A 19,379-nucleotide genomic window follows, 5' to 3' on the forward strand; every position below is an offset into this window, starting at 1 on the left:
TGACGTGACATCTACACGGTCACCACCCGGCAAGGGAAACGAACATGACAGAGCAGAAGACCATCGCAGTTGTCGGAGCGACCGGGGCTCAGGGTGGCGGGCTCGCTCACGCGATCCTCGCCGACCACGGCTCCGAGTTCACCGTCCGCGCGCTCACCCGTAACCCGGGCTCCGACAAGGCCCAGGCACTCGCTCGACTCGGCGCCGAGGTGGTCACGGCCGATCTTGACGACGAGGCCAGCGTCGCCAAGGCTCTCGACGGCGCCTACGGGGCGTACTTCGTCACCAACTTCTGGGAGCACGGCTCACCGGAGCGCGAGTACACCCAGGCCCGCAACCTGGCCCAGGCCGCCAAGACGGCGGGCATCGAGCACGCGATCTGGTCGACCCTGGAGGACACGCGCAAGTCCGTGCCGCTCGACGACGACCGGATGCCCACACTGATGGGTGAGTACAAGGTCCCGCACTTCGACGTCAAGGGCGAGGCCAACGCCCTGTTCGTTGATGCAGGCGTGCCGACCACGTTCCTGCAGACCACGTTCTACTGGGACGGCTTCCTCAGCATCTTCCCGCCCAAGCGCCAGGAGGACGGCAGCCTGGTCCTCGCCATGGCGATGGCCGACAGCAAGCTCGCCGGGATCGCCTCCGAGGACATCGGGCGCACCGCCCACGGGATCTTCAAGCGTGGGGAGGCACTCGTCGGCGAAACCGTGAGCATCGCGGGCGAGCACCTGACGGGTGCCGAGTACGCCGCGGCCTTCTCCCAGCTCCTCGGCGAGCCGGTCCACTACTACCCGGTCCCGTTCGAAGGCCTCCGCTCAGCCGGATTCCCCGGCGCCGAAGACATCGGGAACATGTTCCAGTTCTACGCCGAGTTCGACGACGAGTTCACCGGCCGCCGCGACCTCGCCGAGGTCCGCAAGCTCAACCCGCAGCTCAAGACCTTCACCGCATGGCTCACCGAGCACAAGGAAGCCTTCGCCGCCCTCTGAGCCAGCGCAAGTAAACCCGAGTCAGCGCGCGACGCGACGCCTACAGCTCCGGCAGCGCGTCGCGCGCCTCGCCCGGGGACGCCCCAGCGGCCTCGAGCGCGTCGACGACGGGCGAACGCAACAACATCACCAGGGACTGGACCTGCCAGTCGCCCTCGCCGACGGTTCGGGGGTCCACCCGGGACGCGACGGTGGTCAGTACGTCTCGTCCACGCGCGCCGTCGCCCCCGGAGCCGACGTCGGACGCCAGCTGCCGCACACCCGACGCGAACCCCTCGACGAGCTCGGCCACCGGCTCGACGTCGTGCTCCCCCTCCACGACCGGGAGCACCCGGCGGGCGAGGACCCGGACCGACCGCATGGTGCGGTCCACGAGCACTGCCTGGTCCTCCAGCCGGCCGAGCTCCCCGCGGTATACCCGCCCCACGGAGATCCGGGCCAGCTCGCGCGCTCCGCGGGCGGCCTCCTGCCACTCGGCGAGCACCGGTTCGGAGGCCCTGCCGCGCACGAGCGCGGCCCGGACGTCGTCCACGTCGCGCGAGCGCAGGCCCCGGGCCAGCGTCTCCAGGGTCTCGGCGAGCTCGGTCACCGCCCGCTCCGCGAGCGCCCGCGGGCGGCGGCGAGTGTCGCCGGGCGTGAGCAGCGCGACGAGGAGAGCGACGGCGCCGCCGATCAGAGCGTCCGTCCAGCGCCCGAGCGGCCCGCCGGAGACCGAGGGCAGGCCCACCACGATGATCGCCTGCACGCCCGCCTGCGTGACGAGAAGGGCGCCGCGGTCGATGAACCGGGCGGCGATCGCCGAGATGAAGAGCACCAGGGAGAGCTGCCACCAGCCGGACCCGATGAGGTGCACGATCAGGTCACCCATACCGACGCCGACCGCCACCCCCACGGCCATCTCGGACACCCGGCGTACGTCCCGCTGCGCGGAGAAGCCGAGGAGGACCCAGGCCGCGACCGGAGCGAAGAAGGGCTGCTCGTGTCCCAGCAGGTACCGCGCGACGAGGTAGGCGGCGCCGGCGGCGAGCGAGGCCTGGGCGATCGGGATCAGGCCCGCCCGCGCGCGCGTCCAGCCCTGCCGCAACCGGGTGCGCAGCATGAGCGTGCGCATGGCCTTGCGCCACATCTCGTCGGCCGGACCGGGCAGTGAGCTCACGGGTGCATCCTCGCATCCGCCCGCGCCTCAGTTGAGTGCGGGATCTTCGCCCTCTTCCGGATTTCGGAAGGGCGAAGATCCCGCACTCAATGAACCGACTGGGTCAGATCAAGCTGGTAGGGCCGCGGAGGCCTCTCGTGAGGGGGCCGTGGGACTCCGGGCGGTCGGCCGATACGCCGTCGCCCGGGACCACCACCTCCTGGGCCGCCGTCACCTCGATGCCCTGGCCCGAGATCTCGCCGGAGACCAGGAGCTCCGCCTCCTCGGGGACGTTGCGCTTGAGCACGGCGAGGCCGATCGGCCCCAGCTCGTGGTGGCGGGCCATCGAGGTGAGCGTCCCGACGACCTTGCCCGCTCCGCCGTCCGACGCCGGGAGGCGCACCTCTGCTCCCGGCTCGGGGAGCAGGTGCTGCGAGCCGTCGAGGTGCAGCATCACCAGTCGGCGCGGCGGCCGGCCGAGGTTGTGCACACGCGCGACTGTCTCCTGGCCGCGGTAGCAGCCCTTGTTGATGTGGACGGCGGTGCGCAGCCAGTCCAGCTCGTGCGGGATCGTGCGCTCGTCGACCTCGCGCGCGTACCGGGGGCGCCACGCCTCGACGCGGAGGGCCTCCGTGGCCCAGGTACCGGCGAGCGGCCAGCCGGCTGCCTCCCGCGCCGCGACCTCGGCCTCCAGGTCCGCGCGAGGCACCAGCACGAGCCGCCACGGGCGCGCCGCACCCGGGTGCTCGGACTCGGGCGGCCCGTACCGCGTGCCTCCGCCGAGCACGTTCGGCCAGGCGTCGTGCCAGGTCACCGGCTCGCCCTCGATGCCGTCGGCGGCGACGGGCTCGCCGATCGCCGCCCAGTCGTCCGTGGCGTCGGTGATCTCGACGCGGAGCATGAACTTCATCCGGTCGAGCCAGCCGACCAGGCCTGGCGCCGACTCACGCTCGGTGATCAGCCACGTGGCCTCGCCGTCGTCGACGACGCCGGCGGCGTGCTCGACGTGGCCCTGCGGCGAGAGGACGAGCAGCTCCGTGCTGGTTCGGGGGGCCAGGCCCTCCAGCTGCTGCGACGTGATCGAGTGCAGCCAGCTCAGCCGGTCCGGGCCGGCGACCCGCACGATCCCGAGGTGCGACTGATCGACCACGGCACCGCCGCGCGACAGCGCGCGCTGCTCGGCCGTCGGGTCACCGTAGTGCCAGGCGACGCCGGCGTCGGGGCCGGAGGCGGCGACCGCGCCGCGCCGGCTCAACAGGGGGCTCTCGTAATCCATGCTCACCTCAGGTGCAGCGTTGGGGGCGGGCGAGGCATTCCCGCCCGCGTCGTTACTGCCGGTCCAGCTCCGCCGACGCGTACGAGCGCAGCGGCTCACCGAACGCGGCGAGCTCCTCCACCCACAGCAGGCGGCCCTGGACCAGGCCGTACAGCCGCTTCGACGCCCGCACCTCGGACGCCGTCGACGTCCGCGCGATCGCGTCCGACGCCAGGTCGATCCGCCCGTTGCCCGCGGCGCCGATGTAGACCGTGATCCGCCCGGAGGCGTCGGCCACGAGTACCTCGAGCGCGTGCTTGTCGTCCTCGAGCCCGTCGGGGCGGTCGGTGGAGACCCGCCAGTAGCCGGTCTCGGTGGACCAGACGGTGCCGGTGGCGGCGACGTCGGGAGCCCCGGCAGCCTCCGCGAGCTCGGCCTCGGACTCCGTCGGGTCCGGCACGGGGGCCGGCCACTCGCCGGGGTCGGGCAGCTTGTCCGGGACGGCGCCGTCGAGCACCCGCAGGGTGGACTCGAACCGCAGGTACGGCCCGCCGTCGTGGTCGAAGACGAGGTCCTGCACGAACGTCTTCTTGCCGATGGTCGGGTACTCGATCACACCCTCACCGCGCCATCGGCCCACCAGCCAGGCCAGCGGATATACCTCGGGCGAGAGGCCGTCAGGGAAGGTGAACGTCATCAGCGCTGGCCGGTGTACAGCTTGTAGACGACGTAGCCGGCGAACCAGGCGACAGCGACGGCCACGGCAACGATGAGGCCGGTGAAGATGAGCTCAAGGGCATGGATCGACATGCTGTCGATCCTAACGGTCCACGGCATACAGTCAGCGGCATGCGCCAGCTCGTGATCAAGACCACTGCAGGCCTGGACCGGCCCGAGGCCACCAACCAGGCATTCACCGTCGCGTCGGCCGCCGTAGCGTCCGGGGCCGAGGTGAGCCTCTGGCTCACCGGCGAGTCGGCCTGGTTCGCGCTGCCCGGCCGGGCGGCGGGCCTCGCACTGGAGCACGCGACGCCGCTGCCCGACCTGCTGGACGTCGTCCTGACCGCCGGGACCGTCACGCTCTGCACCCAGTGCGCCGCACGCCGGGACATCACCGAGGCGGACGTGCTCCCGGGCATCCGCATAGCGGGCTCGGCCCTCTTCACGGAGGAGATCCTGCGGGACGGCGCCCAGGCGCTCGTGTACTGACCCGTCAGGCCCGGACCAGGCCCGTTCGGCGCATCAGCAGGTACAGCTCGCACCCGAGGCACAGCCCGATGACTGCGTTCAGCGCCGCGGCGACGAACGCCACAGCCGCCGCGATCGGCACCGCCGGGAGCACCCCGAAGAAGCCGAGGATCACGCCCACCGCCGTGACGAATAGGCCGACTGCCTGCGCGAAGCGCGGCGGGCGCCGGTCCTCCATCTCGGCGGGCGGGCCCAGGCGCGGGCGGATGAATTTCTTGAACAGCAGGCCCTGCCACGAGCCCTCGGAGCCACGCAGCGTGCCGAGCAGGAAGCTCAGCATGATGAACGTCAGCAGCCACAGGCCGGCGGTGCTCGCGCCGAGCAGCACTACGGCCGCAAGCAGCACCGCAGTGATGCTTGCCCCCACGCGCGGTCCGCGCGGGTCGATCCCCTTGCTCATGTTCATGACTGCCCTTCCCCGTCCGCTTCGGCCACCGCAGTGGGGACCCGGTTCAGTGCCTGACGTGCCTGTGTGTCGGAGACGACGCCGCTCATGCGGGCCACCTCGCGCCCGCCGCCGTCGACGACGAGCACCGTGGGTGTGCGCAGCACGCCCAGGGCGCGAACGAGGTCGAGGTGGTCGTCCACGAGCAGCTCACGGTGCCCGACGTCGGCGCTCGACCCCGTGAGGCCCCCGAGCACGCGGGAGGTGGACCGGCACGCGGCACACACCTCGGCCGAGAACTGGACGAACGTCACCCGGTCGGCGAGCGCGACCCCTGACCCCACCCAATCGATTCCGGCCGGCGTTTCCCGGGGCGCGCGCACAGCACCCTGACGTGCTGACCACCACACTCCGAGCGCGGCAGTACCCAGCACGAGCACGACCAGCGCTATCACCTGTCCCAACATTTAACCCACGATGCCGTGAGTTGCTCGTCCAGACAAGTCCTCACCTGCAATGACGCCCGTCACACCGCGGGCGGCCGGCTTCCTCGCTGACCGGGACGGGTGACTTCCTTGACAGGACCACCGACCCGAGCAGTATTTCTCGTGCCGAAATGTCTACCAAGTCCATGCCGTCCCGGTGGTAGCGTTGATGCATCCGCATATATGGGAGAATTTGCTAAGATGGAAGTTTTGCCAACTCGCACCTGGAATGGCATCACCATTCCGGCCGCCGGTATGTACACACTCGACCAGAACCACAAGCGGCTCGGCTTTCTCGCCATGCACATGATGGTCAGCCCGGTGCGCGGCGAGTTCGCCGAGGGTGAGGCGACGGTCGTCGTCGGCGACGACCCCCTCCTGTCGCGGGTCAGCTGCACCATCCAGGCGGCGTCCATCAACACGCATGTGGTGGACCGCGACACTCACCTGTCCGGCCCGGACTTCCTCGACGTCGAGAACCACCCCACCATCGAGTTCCGCAGCACCGGCTTCCGGATGCAGACGCAGGTGGACCCCATCTTCTCCTGGGCCCGGCTCAAGGCCGGCACCGCGGGCCGGCGTCCGCACGACCCACAGCAGCCCGACGGCTCGTTCACGAAGTTCGTGATGGACGGCCTGCTCACGGTGCGCGGCGTCACGCGCCCGGTCACGCTCGAGTGCGAGTTCGGCGGAGTGGGCCACGACCCCTACGGCCAGGACATCTTCGGCTTCCACGGCAGCTGCGACATCGACCGCGAGGAGTGGGGCCTGCTCTGGAACGTCGCGCTCGAGGCGGGCGGCGTCCTGGTCGCCAAGAAGGTCCGGATCGAGATCGCCGGCGAGATGATCCGCCAGTCCTGACCCGGGCCGGACGGCGTCGTGGTCGCGTCAGAGGATGACCATGCGGCCCACGACGAACACGAAGATGCCGCACACCGCCACGGGCAGCGCGCTCGCCGCGAGCCCGGCCAGCCGCGCTCCGCGCGCCGGCAACCGTTCCAGCAGCAGGTGCAGCGCACCCACGACGATGCCCGCGACGAGCCCGCACCACAGGCCGCTCACGGTGTCGATGTTCGGCAGCAGCGTCCCCACCGCGCCACCCACCACGACGGCGGCGACCGCGGAGATGCCCAGCGCCACCCAGCCCCGTACCGGCAGCGCGGACACGGCTGCCGCGACCGCCAGCGCCACGGCGCTCGTCACGACAAGTGCGGCCCCGGCGTCGGACCGGGCGGCTGCGATCCAGCCCGAGGTGACGATCGCGGCGACCACCCCCGCGACCGTGCCCGACACGGACTCGGTGAGCTGGGGCCGCCCGTCACGCCGCAGCATCTGCGCGATGAACGAGAGCAGCACCGCCCCGCCCAGGACCGTCGGCAGGTGCCGCAGCACCGGCTCGCCCTGAGTGAAGTAGGTGGCAGCCGTGCCGCCGATACCGCAGAGCGCCACGACCACGCGCGTGCTCCCCGCCGCCGGGAGCCGCAGCAGCGACGGCCAGCCCAGCGCGACGAGTATCACCAGGACCACCACCGCCGCCACGAGGGGCAGCGGCCGGGGCTGGACGTAGGACGCGGCGGCGACGAGGGCCGCGAGGGCAGCAGTCGTCACGGCGCGAGTGGAGACGGACACGATCCAGAGTTTTCCAGAGTCTGTCCATGTTCCTTCAATCGCAGCCCTTCAGCAGCCCTTTCGCGGCTGATTCCGGGGCAGGAGAGAGACGAGCAACACTCGCGTCATGTGAGTGTCACGGGGGCTGAGCAGCATGGTGGTGTCCAGGAAAAGGGCGTGTAACATGCACGCAACAAGCAACAGGGCAGACTTCCGCAAAGCCAGTTGGACGCGACGGGACGTCTCGTGACAGCGAGACCCGAGCCAGGGACGGTTGCAAGACGCCGGTTCCGAGAGGAGGTGCGTCAATGGCAGAGCTGTTGATCCTCACACCCGCCACCGGCGGGTCTGCCGAGGTACTGCCCGCACTGGGACTGTTGTCCCATCGGGTGCGGGTGCTCCCGATGGAGCCCTCGGCACTCGTCGACGCCCCAGATGCGGACGTCGTCCTGCTGGACGCTCGCCGCGACCTGGTCGCTGCCCGCACGACGTGCCGCCTGCTGCACGCCACGGGGCTCACCGTGCCGCTCGTACTGATCCTCACGGAGGGCGGCCTCACGGTGGTCACCCACGAGTGGGGCGCGGACGACCTGCTGCTGGAGTCGGCGTCGCCGGCCGAGGTCGAGGCCCGCCTGCGCCTGGTGGTGGAGCGCTCGGCGCGCGGCCCCGCGGAGGAGTCGCAGCAGGAGATCTCCGCGGGCGAGCTCGCGATCGACGCCGGCGGGTACACCGCCCGGCTCCGCGGCCGCCCCATCGACCTCACCTACAAGGAGTTCGAGCTCCTCAAGTACCTGGTGCAGCACCCGGGCCGCGTGTTCACCCGCGCCCAGCTCCTGCAGGAGGTCTGGGGCTACGACTACTACGGCGGCACCCGGACCGTGGACGTTCACGTACGGCGGCTCCGGGCCAAGCTGGGGCCGGAGCACGAGCAGCTCATCGGCACGGTGCGCAACGTCGGCTACCGGTTCGACCCGCCCAAGGAGCAGCGTCCGGTCGAGGAGCCTCCGATGCCGCCCGCACCCGCGGCGGCCGCGGTCCTGCCGGGCGGCTCCGCCGACACCTCGGCAGCCGCCGCCTCGGCGTCGGACACGAACCCCACTGACGACCCCAACGCGGGTCCCGCGGGGAAGCGGGTCGCGCAGACGGGCCATTGAGGCGGCGCGCAGGCCGGGCCCGCGGTACCGCGCGGACCCAACCGGGAGCGCGTAGGTTCTTACCTGTGACCGCACTCTCGGCCAGACCGGCCGTACGCACGGCAGCCACCAGTGACTACACATGCGCCCTGGTCGAAGGGCCGTGGCGGCACGAGTTCGTCTCGTCGGGTGGTTCCCGCTTCCACGTGGCGGTCGCCGGTCCCGAGAGCCGCTCCGCTCCCCTGGTGCTCCTGCTGCACGGGTACCCACAGTTCTGGTGGGCGTGGCGCGCGCAGATCCCCGCGCTCGCCGACGCCGGCTACCGCGTCGCCGCGATGGACGTGCGCGGTGCGGGCGGTTCGGACAAGCCGCCGTCGGGCTACGCGGTTCCGGCCCGGGCGGCGGACGTCGCGGGCGTCGTGCGCTCCCTGGGGCGCGAGCGCGCGGTGGTCGTGGGGCACGGAACGGGCGGCACCATCGCCTGGGCCATGGCTGCCCTGCACCCCGGCACGACGTCGGCAGTCGCCGTCCTGGCGAGCCCGCACCCCGCCCGCGTGCGGCTGCGCAGCCGGGCCGCGTTCACGACGGCGGCCCTGCGTGAGCTCGCGTACCTGCAGCTCCCGACACTGCCGGAACGTGCGCTGGCCCGGGGCGACCTCGTGCAGCACACCCTCGCGCTGGGCGCGGCCACCCCGCTGCCCGACGACGCGGTCGAGCTGTACAAGAGCGTCATGCGCATCCCGTTCGCCGCCCACTCCGCCGCCGAGGCGCTGCGCTGGGCCGTGCGGTCCACGCCCCGGATGGACGGACGCCGCTTCGGCACCGCGCTGCGCCGTCCGCTCGACGTTCCCGCGCTGCAGCTGCAGGGCGGCCGGGACGGGTTCGTCCGCCCCGAGCGCGCCGACCTCGATGCGATCGCCCTCGCACCGGACCTGAGCTACGAGCTGATCCCGGGCGCCGGCCACTACCTGCCGGAGGAGGCCCCGGACGAGGTCAACCAGATCCTCCTGACCTGGCTGTCCCGCGTATCCCCCGCGCCGAAGTCATCTGACGAGGGGTAGGCCCGCCGTCGGCGAGCGGTCCGGTGCCGGTCGCACCAGCTTCGCCGCCTTGCCGGGGTCGGTCTCGCCCGCCCCGTACGACGGGCACAGGTGCGAGATGCTGCAGGCCCCGCACGCCGGGTTGCGGGAGACGCACACCCGGCGCCCGTGCCACACGAGGTGGTGGCTGAGCATGGTCCAGTCCTTCTTCGGGAACAGCTTCCCCACTTCGGTCTCGACCTTCACCGGGTCTTCCTCGGCGGTGAAGCCCAGCCGGCGCGCCACCCGGCCGAAATGCGTGTCCACGGTCAGCCCCGGGACGCCGAACGCGTTGCCGAGCACCACGTTCGCCGTCTTGCGCCCTACCCCAGGCAGGGTCACCAGGTCCTTCAGCCGGCCGGGGACCTCGCCGTCGAACCGCTCGACGAGCGCCTTGCCCAGCCCGATCACCGCCTTCGCCTTGGCCCGGAAGAAGCCCAGCGGCCGCAGGATCTCCTCGAGCTCTTCCGGGTTCGCCTCCGCGTACGCCTGGGCGTCCGGGTACATCACGAACAGCTCGGGCGTGGTCGCGTTGACGCGGACGTCGGTGGTCTGCGCGCTGAGGACCGTCGCGATCAGCAGCTCCAGCGGCGTCGTGAAGTCCAGCTCGGCCCGGGCGTCCGGATAGGTCTCCGCGAGCTCGCGGTTGATCCGCCGTGCCCGGCGCACGAGCGCCAGGTTGCTCTCCGGCGCATTCTTGGCAGCCTTCTCGGGTTCGCGCTCACTGACTGAGGTCACGTCGCCACACTAACGATCCCCACTGACATCCCGCCGGTGGGAATCCGCCGTCACATTTCGCGCCGTGTACCTAGTACGCCGAGTATGAGAAGGTCGAGGCCCTTGGACCCCACGACGGTCCACGTGAATCGAGGAAGAGTCACCATGCCGTACACGCACCATCTGCGCGTCTACCCGTCCGCCGAGCCGCTGAAGCGCACCGACCAGCTCGCCTGGAAGCTCGCGGAGCTCGCGACGGACACCGTCGAACCCACCGCCGAGGTCACCGACATGGTGATCAACCGCGTGATCGACAACGCCTCCGTCGCCGCTGCCAGCCTGACCCGCGGGCCCGCCGTCGCCGCCCGCTCGCAGGCGCAGGCGCACCCGTACCGGCCCGGATCCACCGTGTTCGGCCTCGCCCCCGAGACGACGAGCAGCCCCGAGTGGGCCGCGTGGGCCAACGGCGTCGCCGTGCGTGAGCTCGATTTCCACGACACCTTCCTCGCCGCCGAGTACTCCCACCCGGGCGACAACATCCCGCCGATCCTCGCGGTGGCGCAGCACGCGGGCCGCACCGGCCGGGACCTGGTCCGCGGCATCGTGACCGGCTACGAGATCCAGGTGGACCTGGTCCGCACGATCAGCCTGCACAAGCACAAGATCGACCATGTGGCGCACCTCGGCCCGTCGGCCGCTGCGGGCATCGGCACGCTGCTCGGGCTGGACACCGAGACGGTGTTCCAGGCGATCGGCCAGGCCCTGCACACCACCACGGCCACGCGGCAGAGCCGCAAGGGCCAGATCTCCACGTGGAAGGCGCACGCGCCGGCCTTCGCCGGCAAGCTCGCGATCGAGGCGGTGGACCGCGCCATGCGCGGCCAGACCTCCCCCGAGCCCATCTACGAGGGTGAGGACGGCGTCGTCGCCTGGCTCCTCGACGGGCCTGACGCCGCCTACTCCGTGACACTGCCGGCAAACGGCGAGCCGCGGACCGGCATCCTCGACACGTACACCAAGGAGCACTCCGCGGAGTACCAGGCGCAGGCCATCATCGACATGGCCCGCGCGCTCGGCAACGAGCGCCCCGAGCTGCGCGACCCGGCGAACATCGAGCGCATCGTGCTGCACACGAGCCACCACACGCACTACGTGATCGGCTCGGGCGCGAACGACCCGCAGAAGTACGACCCGACGGCGTCACGCGAGACCCTCGACCACTCGGTGCCCTACATCTTCACGGTTGCGCTGCAGGACGGCGGCTGGCACCACGTCGACTCCTACGCGCCCGAGCGCGCGCAGCGCCAGGACACGGTCGAGCTGTGGCACAAGGTCACCACGGCCGAGGACCCGGAGTGGACGCGCCGCTACCACTCGACCGACCCGGCCGAGAAGGCGTTCGGCGGCCGCGTCGAGATCACGCTGACCAGCGGAGAGAAGGTGACCCGCGAGATCGCCGTCGCCGACGCCCATCCGCTGGGCGCCCGCCCGTTCGCCCGCGCGAACTACGTCGCCAAGTTCCGCACCCTGGCCGCCGGTGTCCTGGAGGACGCCGAGATCGAGCGCTTCCTCGGCCTGGCCGAGCGGCTGCCCGAGCTCACACCCGCCGAGGTCCGCGAGCTCACCATCGTCGCGGCGCCGGGTGTGCTGGACGCCGTGGCGGCGCCGTCGGGCCTGTTCGAGCTGGGGACGCGCTGATGCTCTACTCGAAGCTCACCCCCGCGGCCAAGCGCCGCGCGTTCCGCGAGGCCCTCGCCGGGCCGGAGATCCTGCGGCTGCCGGGCGCGTTCAACCCGCTCAGCGCGAAGCTGATCCAGGACAAGGGCTTCGACGGCGTCTACGTCTCCGGCGCCGTGCTCTCTGCCGACCTCGGCCTCCCCGACATCGGCCTGACCACCCTGACCGAGGTGGCCGGCCGGGCCGGGCAGATCGCCCGCGTCACCGACCTGCCCGTGCTCGCCGACGCCGACACCGGGTTCGGCGAGCCCATGAACGTCGCCCGCACGGTCCAGACCATGGAGGACGCCGGCGTGGCCGGCATCCACATCGAGGACCAGGTCAACCCCAAGCGGTGCGGTCACCTGGACGGCAAGGAGGTCGTCGGGCTCGACGACGCGGTCCGCCGCATCCGGGCCGCCGTCGACGGCCGCCGCGACCCCGACTTCCTCATCATGGCGCGCACCGACGTGCGCGGCACGGAGTCTGGCGAGCGCGGCCTGCGGCTCGCGATCGACCGCGCCAAGGCCCTGGCCGATGCCGGGGCGGACGCGATCTTCCCCGAGGCGATGAAGGACCTTTCGGAGTTCGAGGCGGTCGCCTCAGCCCTCGACGTCCCCGTGCTGGCCAACATGACCGAGTTCGGCAAGTCCGAGCTGTTCACCGCCAAGCAGCTGCACGACGCCGGGGCGCAGCTCGTGATCTACCCCGTCACCCTGCTGCGCATCGCGATGGGTGCCGCCGAGCGGGCGCTGGACCAGATCTCGGCGTCGGGCACTCAGGACGCGCTGGTTCCGGAGATGCAGACGCGGGCGCGGCTCTACGAGCTCACCGACTACGCGGCCTACAACCACTTCGACTCGAACGTCTTCACCTACAAGCCCTGACCCCGTCATGCCAGGACACGAAGGAGTGCCAATGCCCGAGACCACGGAGATCCGCAAGGGTCTGGCCGGCGTCGTCGCCGACACGTCGGCGATCTCGAAGGTCAACCCCGAGACCAACTCGCTCCTGTACCGGGGCTATCCGGTGCAGGAGCTGGCGGCGAAGAAGAGCTTCGAGGAGGTCGCCTACCTGCTGTGGCACGGCGAGCTGCCGACGCCCGCGCAGCTCACCGAGCAGACCGCGACCGAGCGCGTGCACCGCGAGCTGCCGGACAACGTCCGCGACGCCATCCTCGAGCTGCCCACCGACTGCCACCCCATGGACGTGTGCCGCACCGCGGTCTCGATCCTGGGGGCTCACGACCCGCAGGCCGAGGACTCCTCCGTCGAGGCGGAGCTCGCCAAGTCGCTGCGGCTGTGGGCGGTCCTGCCCGCCGTCGTCGCGCTGGACCAGCGCCGTCGGCACGGCCAGGAGCTCGTGCACCCGCGCGAGGACCTCGGCTACTCCGCGAACTTCCTGTGGATGACCTTCGGCAAGGAGGCGGAGCCCGCCGTCGTGCAGGCTTTCGAGGCCTCGATGGTGCTGTACGCGGAGCACTCGTTCAACGCGTCCACGTTCACGGCGCGCGTCATCACCTCGACGCTCGCCGACCTGCACTCGGCGGTCACGGGCGCCATCGGCGCGCTCAAGGGCCCGCTGCACGGCGGGGCCAACGAGGCGGTGCAGGCCACGTTCGAGGAGATCGGCTCGGCCGACAAGGCCGAGGCGTGGCTCGAGGACGCGCTGGCGAACAAGAAGAAGATCATGGGGTTCGGCCACCGGGTCTACAAGCACGGCGACTCGCGCGTGCCGACCATGCGGTCCGTGCTCGGTGACCTGGCCGAACACTTCGGGCAGACCGAGGTGCTCGACCTGTACGACACCCTCGAGAACGCCATGGGAAGCCGCAAGAACATCAAGCCGAACCTGGACTACCCGGCCGGCCCGGCGTACCACCTGATGGGCTTCGACACGAACATCTTCACGCCGCTGTTCGTGGCCTCCCGCATCACGGGCTGGACGGCGCACATCATGGAGCAGCGGGCGGACAACTCGCTGATCCGGCCGGTGTGCGAGTACACGGGACCGGAGCAGCGCGAGGTCCCCTGACGGCAAATCCGGACGCCCGTTCCGAACTCCCAGGTGACACCCCTAGGATTTATGGACGGGCGTCCGACTACGCACCGGGCAAAGCTGATTTCTCGCACGATGCGGACCATCTGGTCGGGCTGCACGCCACGCGGACGCCACGAGAGAGACCGATGACCCGGCAATCTCGTGACATTGAGGCAGACTGAGAGGTGGAAAAGATTATGGACGAAAGTCCCCGACACGTGAGGACACCACTGGTGGACGACGAAGTCGTACTCTCTGCCCCCCTCTTCGCGGACATGGAAGGCGAGGAGACACGCGCGCTCTTCGAGTCCATGGTGCCCGTGGAGCTGGTCCGGGGTGACGTGCTCTTCCGCGAGGGCGAACCGGGTGACCGGCTGTATGTCATCGCGCAGGGCAAGATCAAGCTGGGTCGCCGGTCGAGTGATGGCCGCGAGAACCTGCTCTCGATCCTGGGCCCGGGCGAGATGTTCGGGGAGCTCTCCCTGTTCGACCCGGGTCCCCGCACCGCGTCCGCCTCGTCCGTGTCGGACTCCGTGGTCTACGAGCTGCGTCACGAGTCGCTCGTGCGCTGGATCGCCGACCACCCGGGTGTCGCCACCCAGCTGCTCGGCGCGCTGGCGCGCCGGCTGCGCCGCACGAACGAGACGCTCGCGGACCTCGTGTTCTCCGACGTCCCGGGGCGGGTGGCCAAGGCCCTGCTGGACCTGTCGACCCGCTTCGGCGAGCCCAACGACGACGGCATCCGTGTGGCCCACGACCTCACGCAGGAGGAGCTGGCGCAGCTCGTCGGCGCCTCGCGCGAGACCGTGAACAAGGCGCTTGCCGACTTCGCGACCCGAGGATGGGTACGGCGCGAGGGGCGGGCTGTGGTGCTGCTGGATCTTGATCGGCTGGAGCGACGGGCGCGCTGAGTCGCGCGGTCGAGACCGAGGATTGAAGTCGGCAGAAAGTCAGGTGATCGGCAGCTCGGACTGCCGGACACCTGACTTTCTGCCGATGATGCGCGGCTGCGTGAATGGGCTCGGGTCAGGGCAGTCCGGTGAAGGGGAAGACGAGCCCGAAGATCAGGGCTGCGGCCGCCCACAGCCATATCGACCGGAATCTTCGCGACGAAGCAACTCCCACCAGCACCGGGACCGCAAGTAGCACGGCTGACACCAGGAAATAACTGGACGCGCTCCGGTAGTCCGGCTCAGTGCATTCCATGAGGCAGCCTCCGGCTGACGCGAATCCAGCGACAATCGTCAGCCCGAGTGGAACCGCCACGACGATTCCGGCGCCAATGACAAATAACGCCGTCGCGACCGGCTGGCGCGGCGGTGGCGTCATCTTTCAGTTCCGACGATCCGCGTATCTCCGATTCTCGTGTCGCGACGCTGAACCCGAAACGATCTCGTCATCAGTGACCCGTACGGTCACTGATCTGCTCCCGTCAGGCGACCCGAGCCGTCAGCGTCATCAGCGTCGCCTCCGGGCGGCACGCGAAGCGGACCTGCGCGTAGCGCGACGTCCCGGCGCCCGCGGAGACGTGCAGCCACGTCGAGCCCTCGCCGCCCTCGCGGTCGGGCCGAGGGCCGGGCCAGCCGTGCAGGCCGGACGCCCGGCCGCGGTCCAGGTCGCAGTTCGTCACGAGCGCCCCGTAGAACGGCAGGCAGAGCTGCCCGCCGTGTGTGTGGCCGGCGATGATCGCGTCGACGCCGTCGTCCTTCAGCTGGTTCAGCGCCCGCTTGTACGGCGCGTGCACGACGCCGAGGCGCAGGACGGCGTCCTCCTCACCGGGCACGCGGCCCGGCTCCGGCATGAGATCACGGTCGAGGTGCGGGTCGTCCATGCCGACCAGCCCGACCGTGCGCCCGTCCCGGAGCTCGACGAGGCCCCGGCTGTTGTTGAGGTCCACCCAGCCGGCGTCGGTGAACGCCTTGGCGAGCGACTCGGTAGGCAGCGCGACCTTGTCCTCACGCTCCACGCGGGCGTCTGCCAGGAGGTACCGGGCCGGGTTCTTGAACGTCGGCGCGAAGTAGTCGTTCGACCCCATGACGAACGCGCCGGGAACGTCCATGAGCTGGCCAAGGACGTCGAGGAGCGGGGCCAGCGACCGCTCGTGCCCGAAGTTGTCACCCGTGTTGATCACGAGGTCGGGCTCGAACCCTGCCAGCGACCGCACCCAGGCCTGCTTGGTGCGCTGGCTCGGCGTGAGATGCAGGTCGGAGACGTGGAGCACCCGGATCGGCCGCTGCCCCGGGGGCAGCACCGGCAGGGTCACCCGGCGCACGTGGAACAGCTTGGTCTCCACATGCGCGTACGCCAGCCCGGCGACGGCAATGCCCCCGGCGATCCCGAGAGCCTTGCCGACGTTACCCAGCGTCCCCATACAGATCAGTCGTTCCCGTTGTTGCCGCCGCCATTGCCGTTCCCGCCCTCGTTGCCGCCGGAGTCGCCCCCGCCGTCGCCCGAGTCACCGGAGTCGCCCGAATCCGAGTCACCGCTGTCGGAGTCGGAGTCATCGTCATTGTTGTTCAGCCTCGGCGGGGCCGGAGCCTTGCCGACAAGATTCGGGTCAGGCGCGGGGAACGCCGTCTTCGGCAGGTCCACGACGGCCTGGTCCATGTACCGGCGCCAGGTGGGGACAGCCGCGGCGGAACCGTACAGCCAATCGACCTTTGCTGAGGGGTCGTACCAGGTGGTCGCTGGCAGGATGACGTTCGGGTGCTCGACCTCGCCGCTGGCCTCGCCGACCCAGACCGATGTGGAGAGGTTGGGCGTGAACCCGGTGAACCAACTTTGCGTGGCGCCGTTCGTCGTACCGGTCTTGCCCGCCACCGGGCGACCGTCGGCGAGACCGGGCGCGATCGTCCAGGCCGTGCCCCAGGGACTGGTGCTGAACACCTTCGTCAGGGCGTACGCCATGGTGTTGGCGACGTTGGGCTCCAGGGTCTGCTTGCAGTTGGCCGACGGCACCTTCATCTTCTTGCCGTCGTGGTCCTTTACCTCAAGGATCGCGATCGGCTCGCAGTACGTGCCGCTCGATGCGAAGGTGGCGAACGCCGCAGCCTGGTTGAGGGGCGTCGAGGCCTGCGTGCCGAGCGTCATCGACGCGAACACGTCGATGTCCCTTTGCTGCGGGTTATCGATCGTCCGGAACTTACTTTCGCCCTCGTAGGTTAGCCCTGACGTCATCGGCCGGAAGCCGACGTCCCACGCCGTCTTCTGCAGGTTGCAGAGGTCGAGCTGCTGCGACATGCGGGCGTAGACCGTGTTCAGGGACTGGAACGTACCCTGAAGGACGGACACGTTCCCGCCCGTGGACCCTTCTACGTTGCCCACGGGCCACTGCACGTGCGGCAAGTTCCCCTGGCAACCGGTGGCTGTGAACTCGCTCTGGTACGGAGCGTAAGGGCCCGCGCTCACCATGTCGTTGAGCTGGTGCCCGCTACGCAGCCACTCGGCCAGGACGTACGGCTTGAAGTTCGACCCCACCGGGAACCCGCGCGAGTTGCCGTGGTTGTAGTCGGCCGAGTAGTTCTGCGCGGTCGTGCCCGGATCAGGCTCGGCACTCACGTCGTACGGGAGGTTCTGCGCCATCGACCTGATCTGCCCGGTGCCCGGCTCGACCGACGTCACCGCCGCCTCCAGACCGTAGGCGTTATCCCCCGGCACTCCTTCAACAACGGTCTTCTCGGCGGCCTTCTGCATCTTCACGTCCATCGTCGTGACGATCCTCAGCCCCCCGCGGTACAGGAGGTTGTAGCGGTCGTCCCGGGTCTTGCCGAACTCTGGGCTCGACATGATCTCCTTGATGACGTAATCACAGAAGAAGGCCGAGCCGCCCGCGGAGTCGCATCCGACGTCCAGCGGCTGGACGTCAAGGGTGTCCGACACCTTCGTCGCCATCGCCTCGTCCCGCTGCTCGGTCGTGATGTAGTTGAGCTGCCACATCTTGCCGATCACGAGGTCGCGACGCACCTTTGCGTCCTTGGGGTTCTGTACCGGGTCGAACTTGCTCGGCGCCTTGGTGATCCCGGCGATCGTCGCGGCCTCGACCACCGAGAGGTCCTTCGCGGACTTGTTGAAGTAGTGCTGCGATGCCGTCTCGACGCCGTACACGCTCCAGCCGAACTGAGCGATGTTGAGGTAGCCCTCCAGGATCTCGTCCTTGGACATCCGCTTCTCGAGCGCGATGGACAGCTTCGCCTCGCGGAGCTTCCGGCTGAGCGAGTCCTCGCGGGCCTCCATCACGCCGAACGTGTCGCCGGTCCGGTCGGACTCCTCGATGAGCACGTTCTTCACGTACTGCTGCGTGAGGGTCGAGGCCCCCTGCATGTCGCCGCCGCCGAAGTTCTTCACTGCGGCGCGCGAGATGCCCTCAGGGTCCACGCCGCCGTGATCGTAGAAGCGCTCGTCCTCGATGGCGATGACGGCGTTCTTCATGTTGTCCGACACCTTGTCGAGCGGCACGACGATGCGGTTCTGGGCGTAGAACGTGGCCAGCTTCGTCTTGTTGTCGCTCGCGTAGATCGTCGACTGCTCCGACAGCGGCCCCGGAACCAGCTCCTCAGGCAGCTCGTCGAAGACCTCGACGCCTGTGTCGACGGCGGTGTCCACGCCCGAGGCCAGCGGAATCACCAGTCCGGCCGCGATCACGCCACCAGCGCCTGCGGTGAGCACGAATGCGAGAAGGAGTCCGATGAGCTGTGCCGCGGGAATGGTCCGAGTGATCCGGCGCGGCTCGCGAGGGTTCGCCATGGCCATGCGCCCAGGTTACGGGGTGTCCCTGACAGAGCGCGCCCAAACTCGATCCGCCCGTGTGCAGGTCTCGTGGGGAATCACCATCCGCGATCGCCGTCGTCGATCGCGGGCTAGCATCACTGCCATGGCAACGAAGTGGGAGTACGCGACGATCCCCCTCCTCATTCACAACACCAAGGCGATCCTCGATCAGTGGGGCTCGGACGGCTGGGAGCTCGTGCAGGTGGTCCCCGGACCCGACGGCACCGGGCTCGTCGCCTACCTGAAGCGACCCAATGGCGGCGACGCATGAGCCACGAGAAGCGCCTCGCCGAACTGGGCATCACGCTCCCCGAGGTGGCGGCCCCGGTCGCGGCGTACGTGCCGGCCGTGCAGACCGGCCGCTACGTCTACACCTCGGGCCAGCTGCCCTTCACCGAGGGCGCACTTCCGGCCACCGGCAAGGTCGGCGAGGGCGAGGGTCTGGTCTCCCCCGAGGACGCCGCACGCTATGCCCGCATCTGCGCGCTCAACGCGCTGGCCGCCGTCCGGTCGGTCACCGGTTCCCTCGATGCGATCTCCCGGATCGTGAAGGTCGTCGGCTTCGTCGCCAGCGATCCCGCCTTCACCGGCCAGCCCGGCGTGATCAACGGCGCCTCCTCGGTGCTCGGCGAGGTCTTCGGCGACGCCGGCCTGCACGCCCGCTCGGCGGTCGGTGTGGCGGTTCTCCCGCTCGACTCGCCGGTCGAGGTGGAGCTCGTCGTCGAGCTGGCGTAACGGCTCCGCAGCGGCCCGGAACGGGAGTGATCGGACCCACTATGGATTCGGTTTCCGTTCCGGGCCATGCGTCGGCTATTCTGA

General features: G+C 70.1%; 19 protein-coding genes and 1 pseudogene. 11 read left to right on the plus strand and 9 right to left on the minus strand.

Features of this window, described 5'->3' with window-relative positions:
* The first annotated feature begins 44 nt into the window (after window positions 1-44).
* The gene (locus EW117_RS09650; RefSeq protein WP_129786092.1) at window positions 45-992 is read left to right on the plus strand and encodes an NmrA/HSCARG family protein; all 948 of its coding nucleotides are present in this window, start codon (window positions 45-47) and stop codon (window positions 990-992) included.
* 40 nt (window positions 993-1,032) lie between these two features.
* On the opposite strand, the gene EW117_RS09655 is transcribed toward EW117_RS09650, so the two are convergent.
* From EW117_RS09655 to EW117_RS09665, 3 genes are all read right to left on the minus strand, one after another.
* The gene (locus EW117_RS09655; protein WP_340641079.1) at window positions 1,033-2,148 is read right to left on the minus strand and encodes an FUSC family protein; all 1,116 of its coding nucleotides are present in this window, start codon (window positions 2,146-2,148) and stop codon (window positions 1,033-1,035) included.
* Between the two features lie 103 nt (window positions 2,149-2,251).
* Entirely contained in the window at window positions 2,252-3,403 is a 1,152-nt protein-coding gene (ygfZ, locus tag EW117_RS09660) for a CAF17-like 4Fe-4S cluster assembly/insertion protein YgfZ (protein WP_129786094.1), read from the minus strand.
* 52 nt (window positions 3,404-3,455) lie between these two features.
* The gene (locus EW117_RS09665) at window positions 3,456-4,079 is read right to left on the minus strand and encodes a heme-binding beta-barrel domain-containing protein (RefSeq protein ID WP_129786096.1); all 624 of its coding nucleotides are present in this window, start codon (window positions 4,077-4,079) and stop codon (window positions 3,456-3,458) included.
* A 152-nt stretch (window positions 4,080-4,231) separates the two neighbouring features.
* Here EW117_RS09665 and EW117_RS09670 point away from each other — a divergent pair, with 152 nt between their 5' ends.
* Window positions 4,232-4,591 carry a DsrE family protein gene (locus EW117_RS09670; RefSeq protein ID WP_129786098.1) on the plus strand — a complete coding sequence of 120 codons (360 nt, stop codon included), beginning with the start codon at window positions 4,232-4,234 and terminating at the stop codon, window positions 4,589-4,591.
* Window positions 4,592-4,595: 4 nt separating this feature from the next.
* On the opposite strand, the gene EW117_RS09675 is transcribed toward EW117_RS09670, so the two are convergent.
* Together EW117_RS09675 and EW117_RS09680 are read right to left on the minus strand one after the other, a co-directional pair.
* On the minus strand, window positions 4,596-5,036 hold the full coding sequence (locus EW117_RS09675; RefSeq protein WP_129786100.1) for a DUF4395 domain-containing protein: 441 nt from the start codon (window positions 5,034-5,036) through the stop codon (window positions 4,596-4,598).
* A complete protein-coding gene (locus tag EW117_RS09680; RefSeq protein ID WP_129786102.1) occupies window positions 5,033-5,482 on the minus strand; it encodes a TlpA family protein disulfide reductase in 450 nt (149 codons plus the stop codon). The genes EW117_RS09675 and EW117_RS09680 overlap by 4 nt, the downstream gene beginning before the upstream one ends.
* Window positions 5,483-5,755: 273 nt before the next feature.
* Between EW117_RS09680 and EW117_RS09685 the strand changes: the two genes are divergently transcribed.
* Window positions 5,756-6,361: a YceI family protein gene (locus EW117_RS09685; RefSeq protein ID WP_129786104.1), complete on the plus strand. Its 606-nt coding sequence runs from the start codon at window positions 5,756-5,758 to the stop codon at window positions 6,359-6,361.
* A gap of 27 nt (window positions 6,362-6,388) precedes the next feature.
* Here EW117_RS09685 and EW117_RS09690 read toward each other — a convergent pair whose 3' ends face one another.
* On the minus strand, window positions 6,389-7,108 hold the full coding sequence (locus tag EW117_RS09690) for a hypothetical protein (RefSeq protein ID WP_242504198.1): 720 nt from the start codon (window positions 7,106-7,108) through the stop codon (window positions 6,389-6,391).
* Between the two features lie 308 nt (window positions 7,109-7,416).
* Between EW117_RS09690 and EW117_RS09695 the strand changes: the two are divergent.
* Both EW117_RS09695 and EW117_RS09700 read left to right on the plus strand, forming a co-directional pair.
* A pseudogene (locus EW117_RS09695) lies at window positions 7,417-8,109 on the plus strand (winged helix-turn-helix transcriptional regulator); the annotation flags it as partial.
* A gap of 218 nt (window positions 8,110-8,327) precedes the next feature.
* Window positions 8,328-9,302, plus strand: coding sequence for an alpha/beta fold hydrolase (locus EW117_RS09700; protein ID WP_129786110.1), 975 nt, complete (start codon window positions 8,328-8,330; stop codon window positions 9,300-9,302).
* On the opposite strand, the gene nth is transcribed toward EW117_RS09700, so the two are convergent.
* Window positions 9,285-10,058 carry an endonuclease III gene (gene nth, locus EW117_RS09705; protein WP_129786112.1) on the minus strand — a complete coding sequence of 258 codons (774 nt, stop codon included), beginning with the start codon at window positions 10,056-10,058 and terminating at the stop codon, window positions 9,285-9,287. The two genes, EW117_RS09700 and nth, sit on opposite strands and share 18 nt — an antisense overlap.
* Window positions 10,059-10,202: 144 nt before the next feature.
* On the opposite strand from nth, the gene EW117_RS09710 reads away from it, so the two are divergent.
* The 4 genes from EW117_RS09710 to EW117_RS09725 all read left to right on the plus strand — a co-directional run bounded on the left by EW117_RS09710 (window position 10,203) and on the right by EW117_RS09725 (window position 14,704).
* Entirely contained in the window at window positions 10,203-11,735 is a 1,533-nt protein-coding gene (locus tag EW117_RS09710) for an MmgE/PrpD family protein (RefSeq protein ID WP_129786114.1), read from the plus strand.
* Complete coding sequence (gene prpB, locus EW117_RS09715; RefSeq protein WP_129786116.1) at window positions 11,735-12,640, plus strand: methylisocitrate lyase; 906 nt, start codon at window positions 11,735-11,737, stop codon at window positions 12,638-12,640. Before EW117_RS09710 ends, prpB begins: the two co-directional genes overlap by 1 nt.
* Before the next feature lie 31 nt (window positions 12,641-12,671).
* Window positions 12,672-13,787 carry a bifunctional 2-methylcitrate synthase/citrate synthase gene (locus EW117_RS09720; protein WP_129786118.1) on the plus strand — a complete coding sequence of 372 codons (1,116 nt, stop codon included), beginning with the start codon at window positions 12,672-12,674 and terminating at the stop codon, window positions 13,785-13,787.
* Window positions 13,788-14,026: 239 nt separating this feature from the next.
* Window positions 14,027-14,704: a Crp/Fnr family transcriptional regulator gene (locus EW117_RS09725; protein WP_116677089.1), complete on the plus strand. Its 678-nt coding sequence runs from the start codon at window positions 14,027-14,029 to the stop codon at window positions 14,702-14,704.
* A 521-nt stretch (window positions 14,705-15,225) separates the two neighbouring features.
* On the opposite strand, the gene EW117_RS09730 is transcribed toward EW117_RS09725, so the two are convergent.
* Together EW117_RS09730 and EW117_RS09735 are read right to left on the minus strand one after the other, a co-directional pair.
* Entirely contained in the window at window positions 15,226-16,164 is a 939-nt protein-coding gene (locus EW117_RS09730; protein ID WP_129786120.1) for a metallophosphoesterase, read from the minus strand.
* Window positions 16,165-16,169: 5 nt separating this feature from the next.
* Window positions 16,170-18,542, minus strand: a complete 2,373-nt coding sequence (locus EW117_RS09735) for a transglycosylase domain-containing protein (RefSeq protein ID WP_242504200.1) — start codon at window positions 18,540-18,542, stop codon at window positions 16,170-16,172.
* 121 nt (window positions 18,543-18,663) lie between these two features.
* On the opposite strand from EW117_RS09735, the gene sp36 reads away from it, so the two are divergent.
* Window positions 18,664-18,831: a Sp36 family protein gene (gene sp36 / locus EW117_RS09740; protein WP_129786122.1), complete on the plus strand. Its 168-nt coding sequence runs from the start codon at window positions 18,664-18,666 to the stop codon at window positions 18,829-18,831.
* The gene (locus EW117_RS09745; protein ID WP_129786124.1) at window positions 18,828-19,295 is read left to right on the plus strand and encodes a RidA family protein; all 468 of its coding nucleotides are present in this window, start codon (window positions 18,828-18,830) and stop codon (window positions 19,293-19,295) included. Before sp36 ends, EW117_RS09745 begins: the two co-directional genes overlap by 4 nt.
* Window positions 19,296-19,379 lie beyond the last annotated feature (84 nt).

Source organism: Promicromonospora panici (assembly GCF_900608595.1).
GTDB classification, from domain to species: Bacteria; Actinomycetota; Actinomycetes; order Actinomycetales; family Cellulomonadaceae; genus Promicromonospora; species Promicromonospora panici.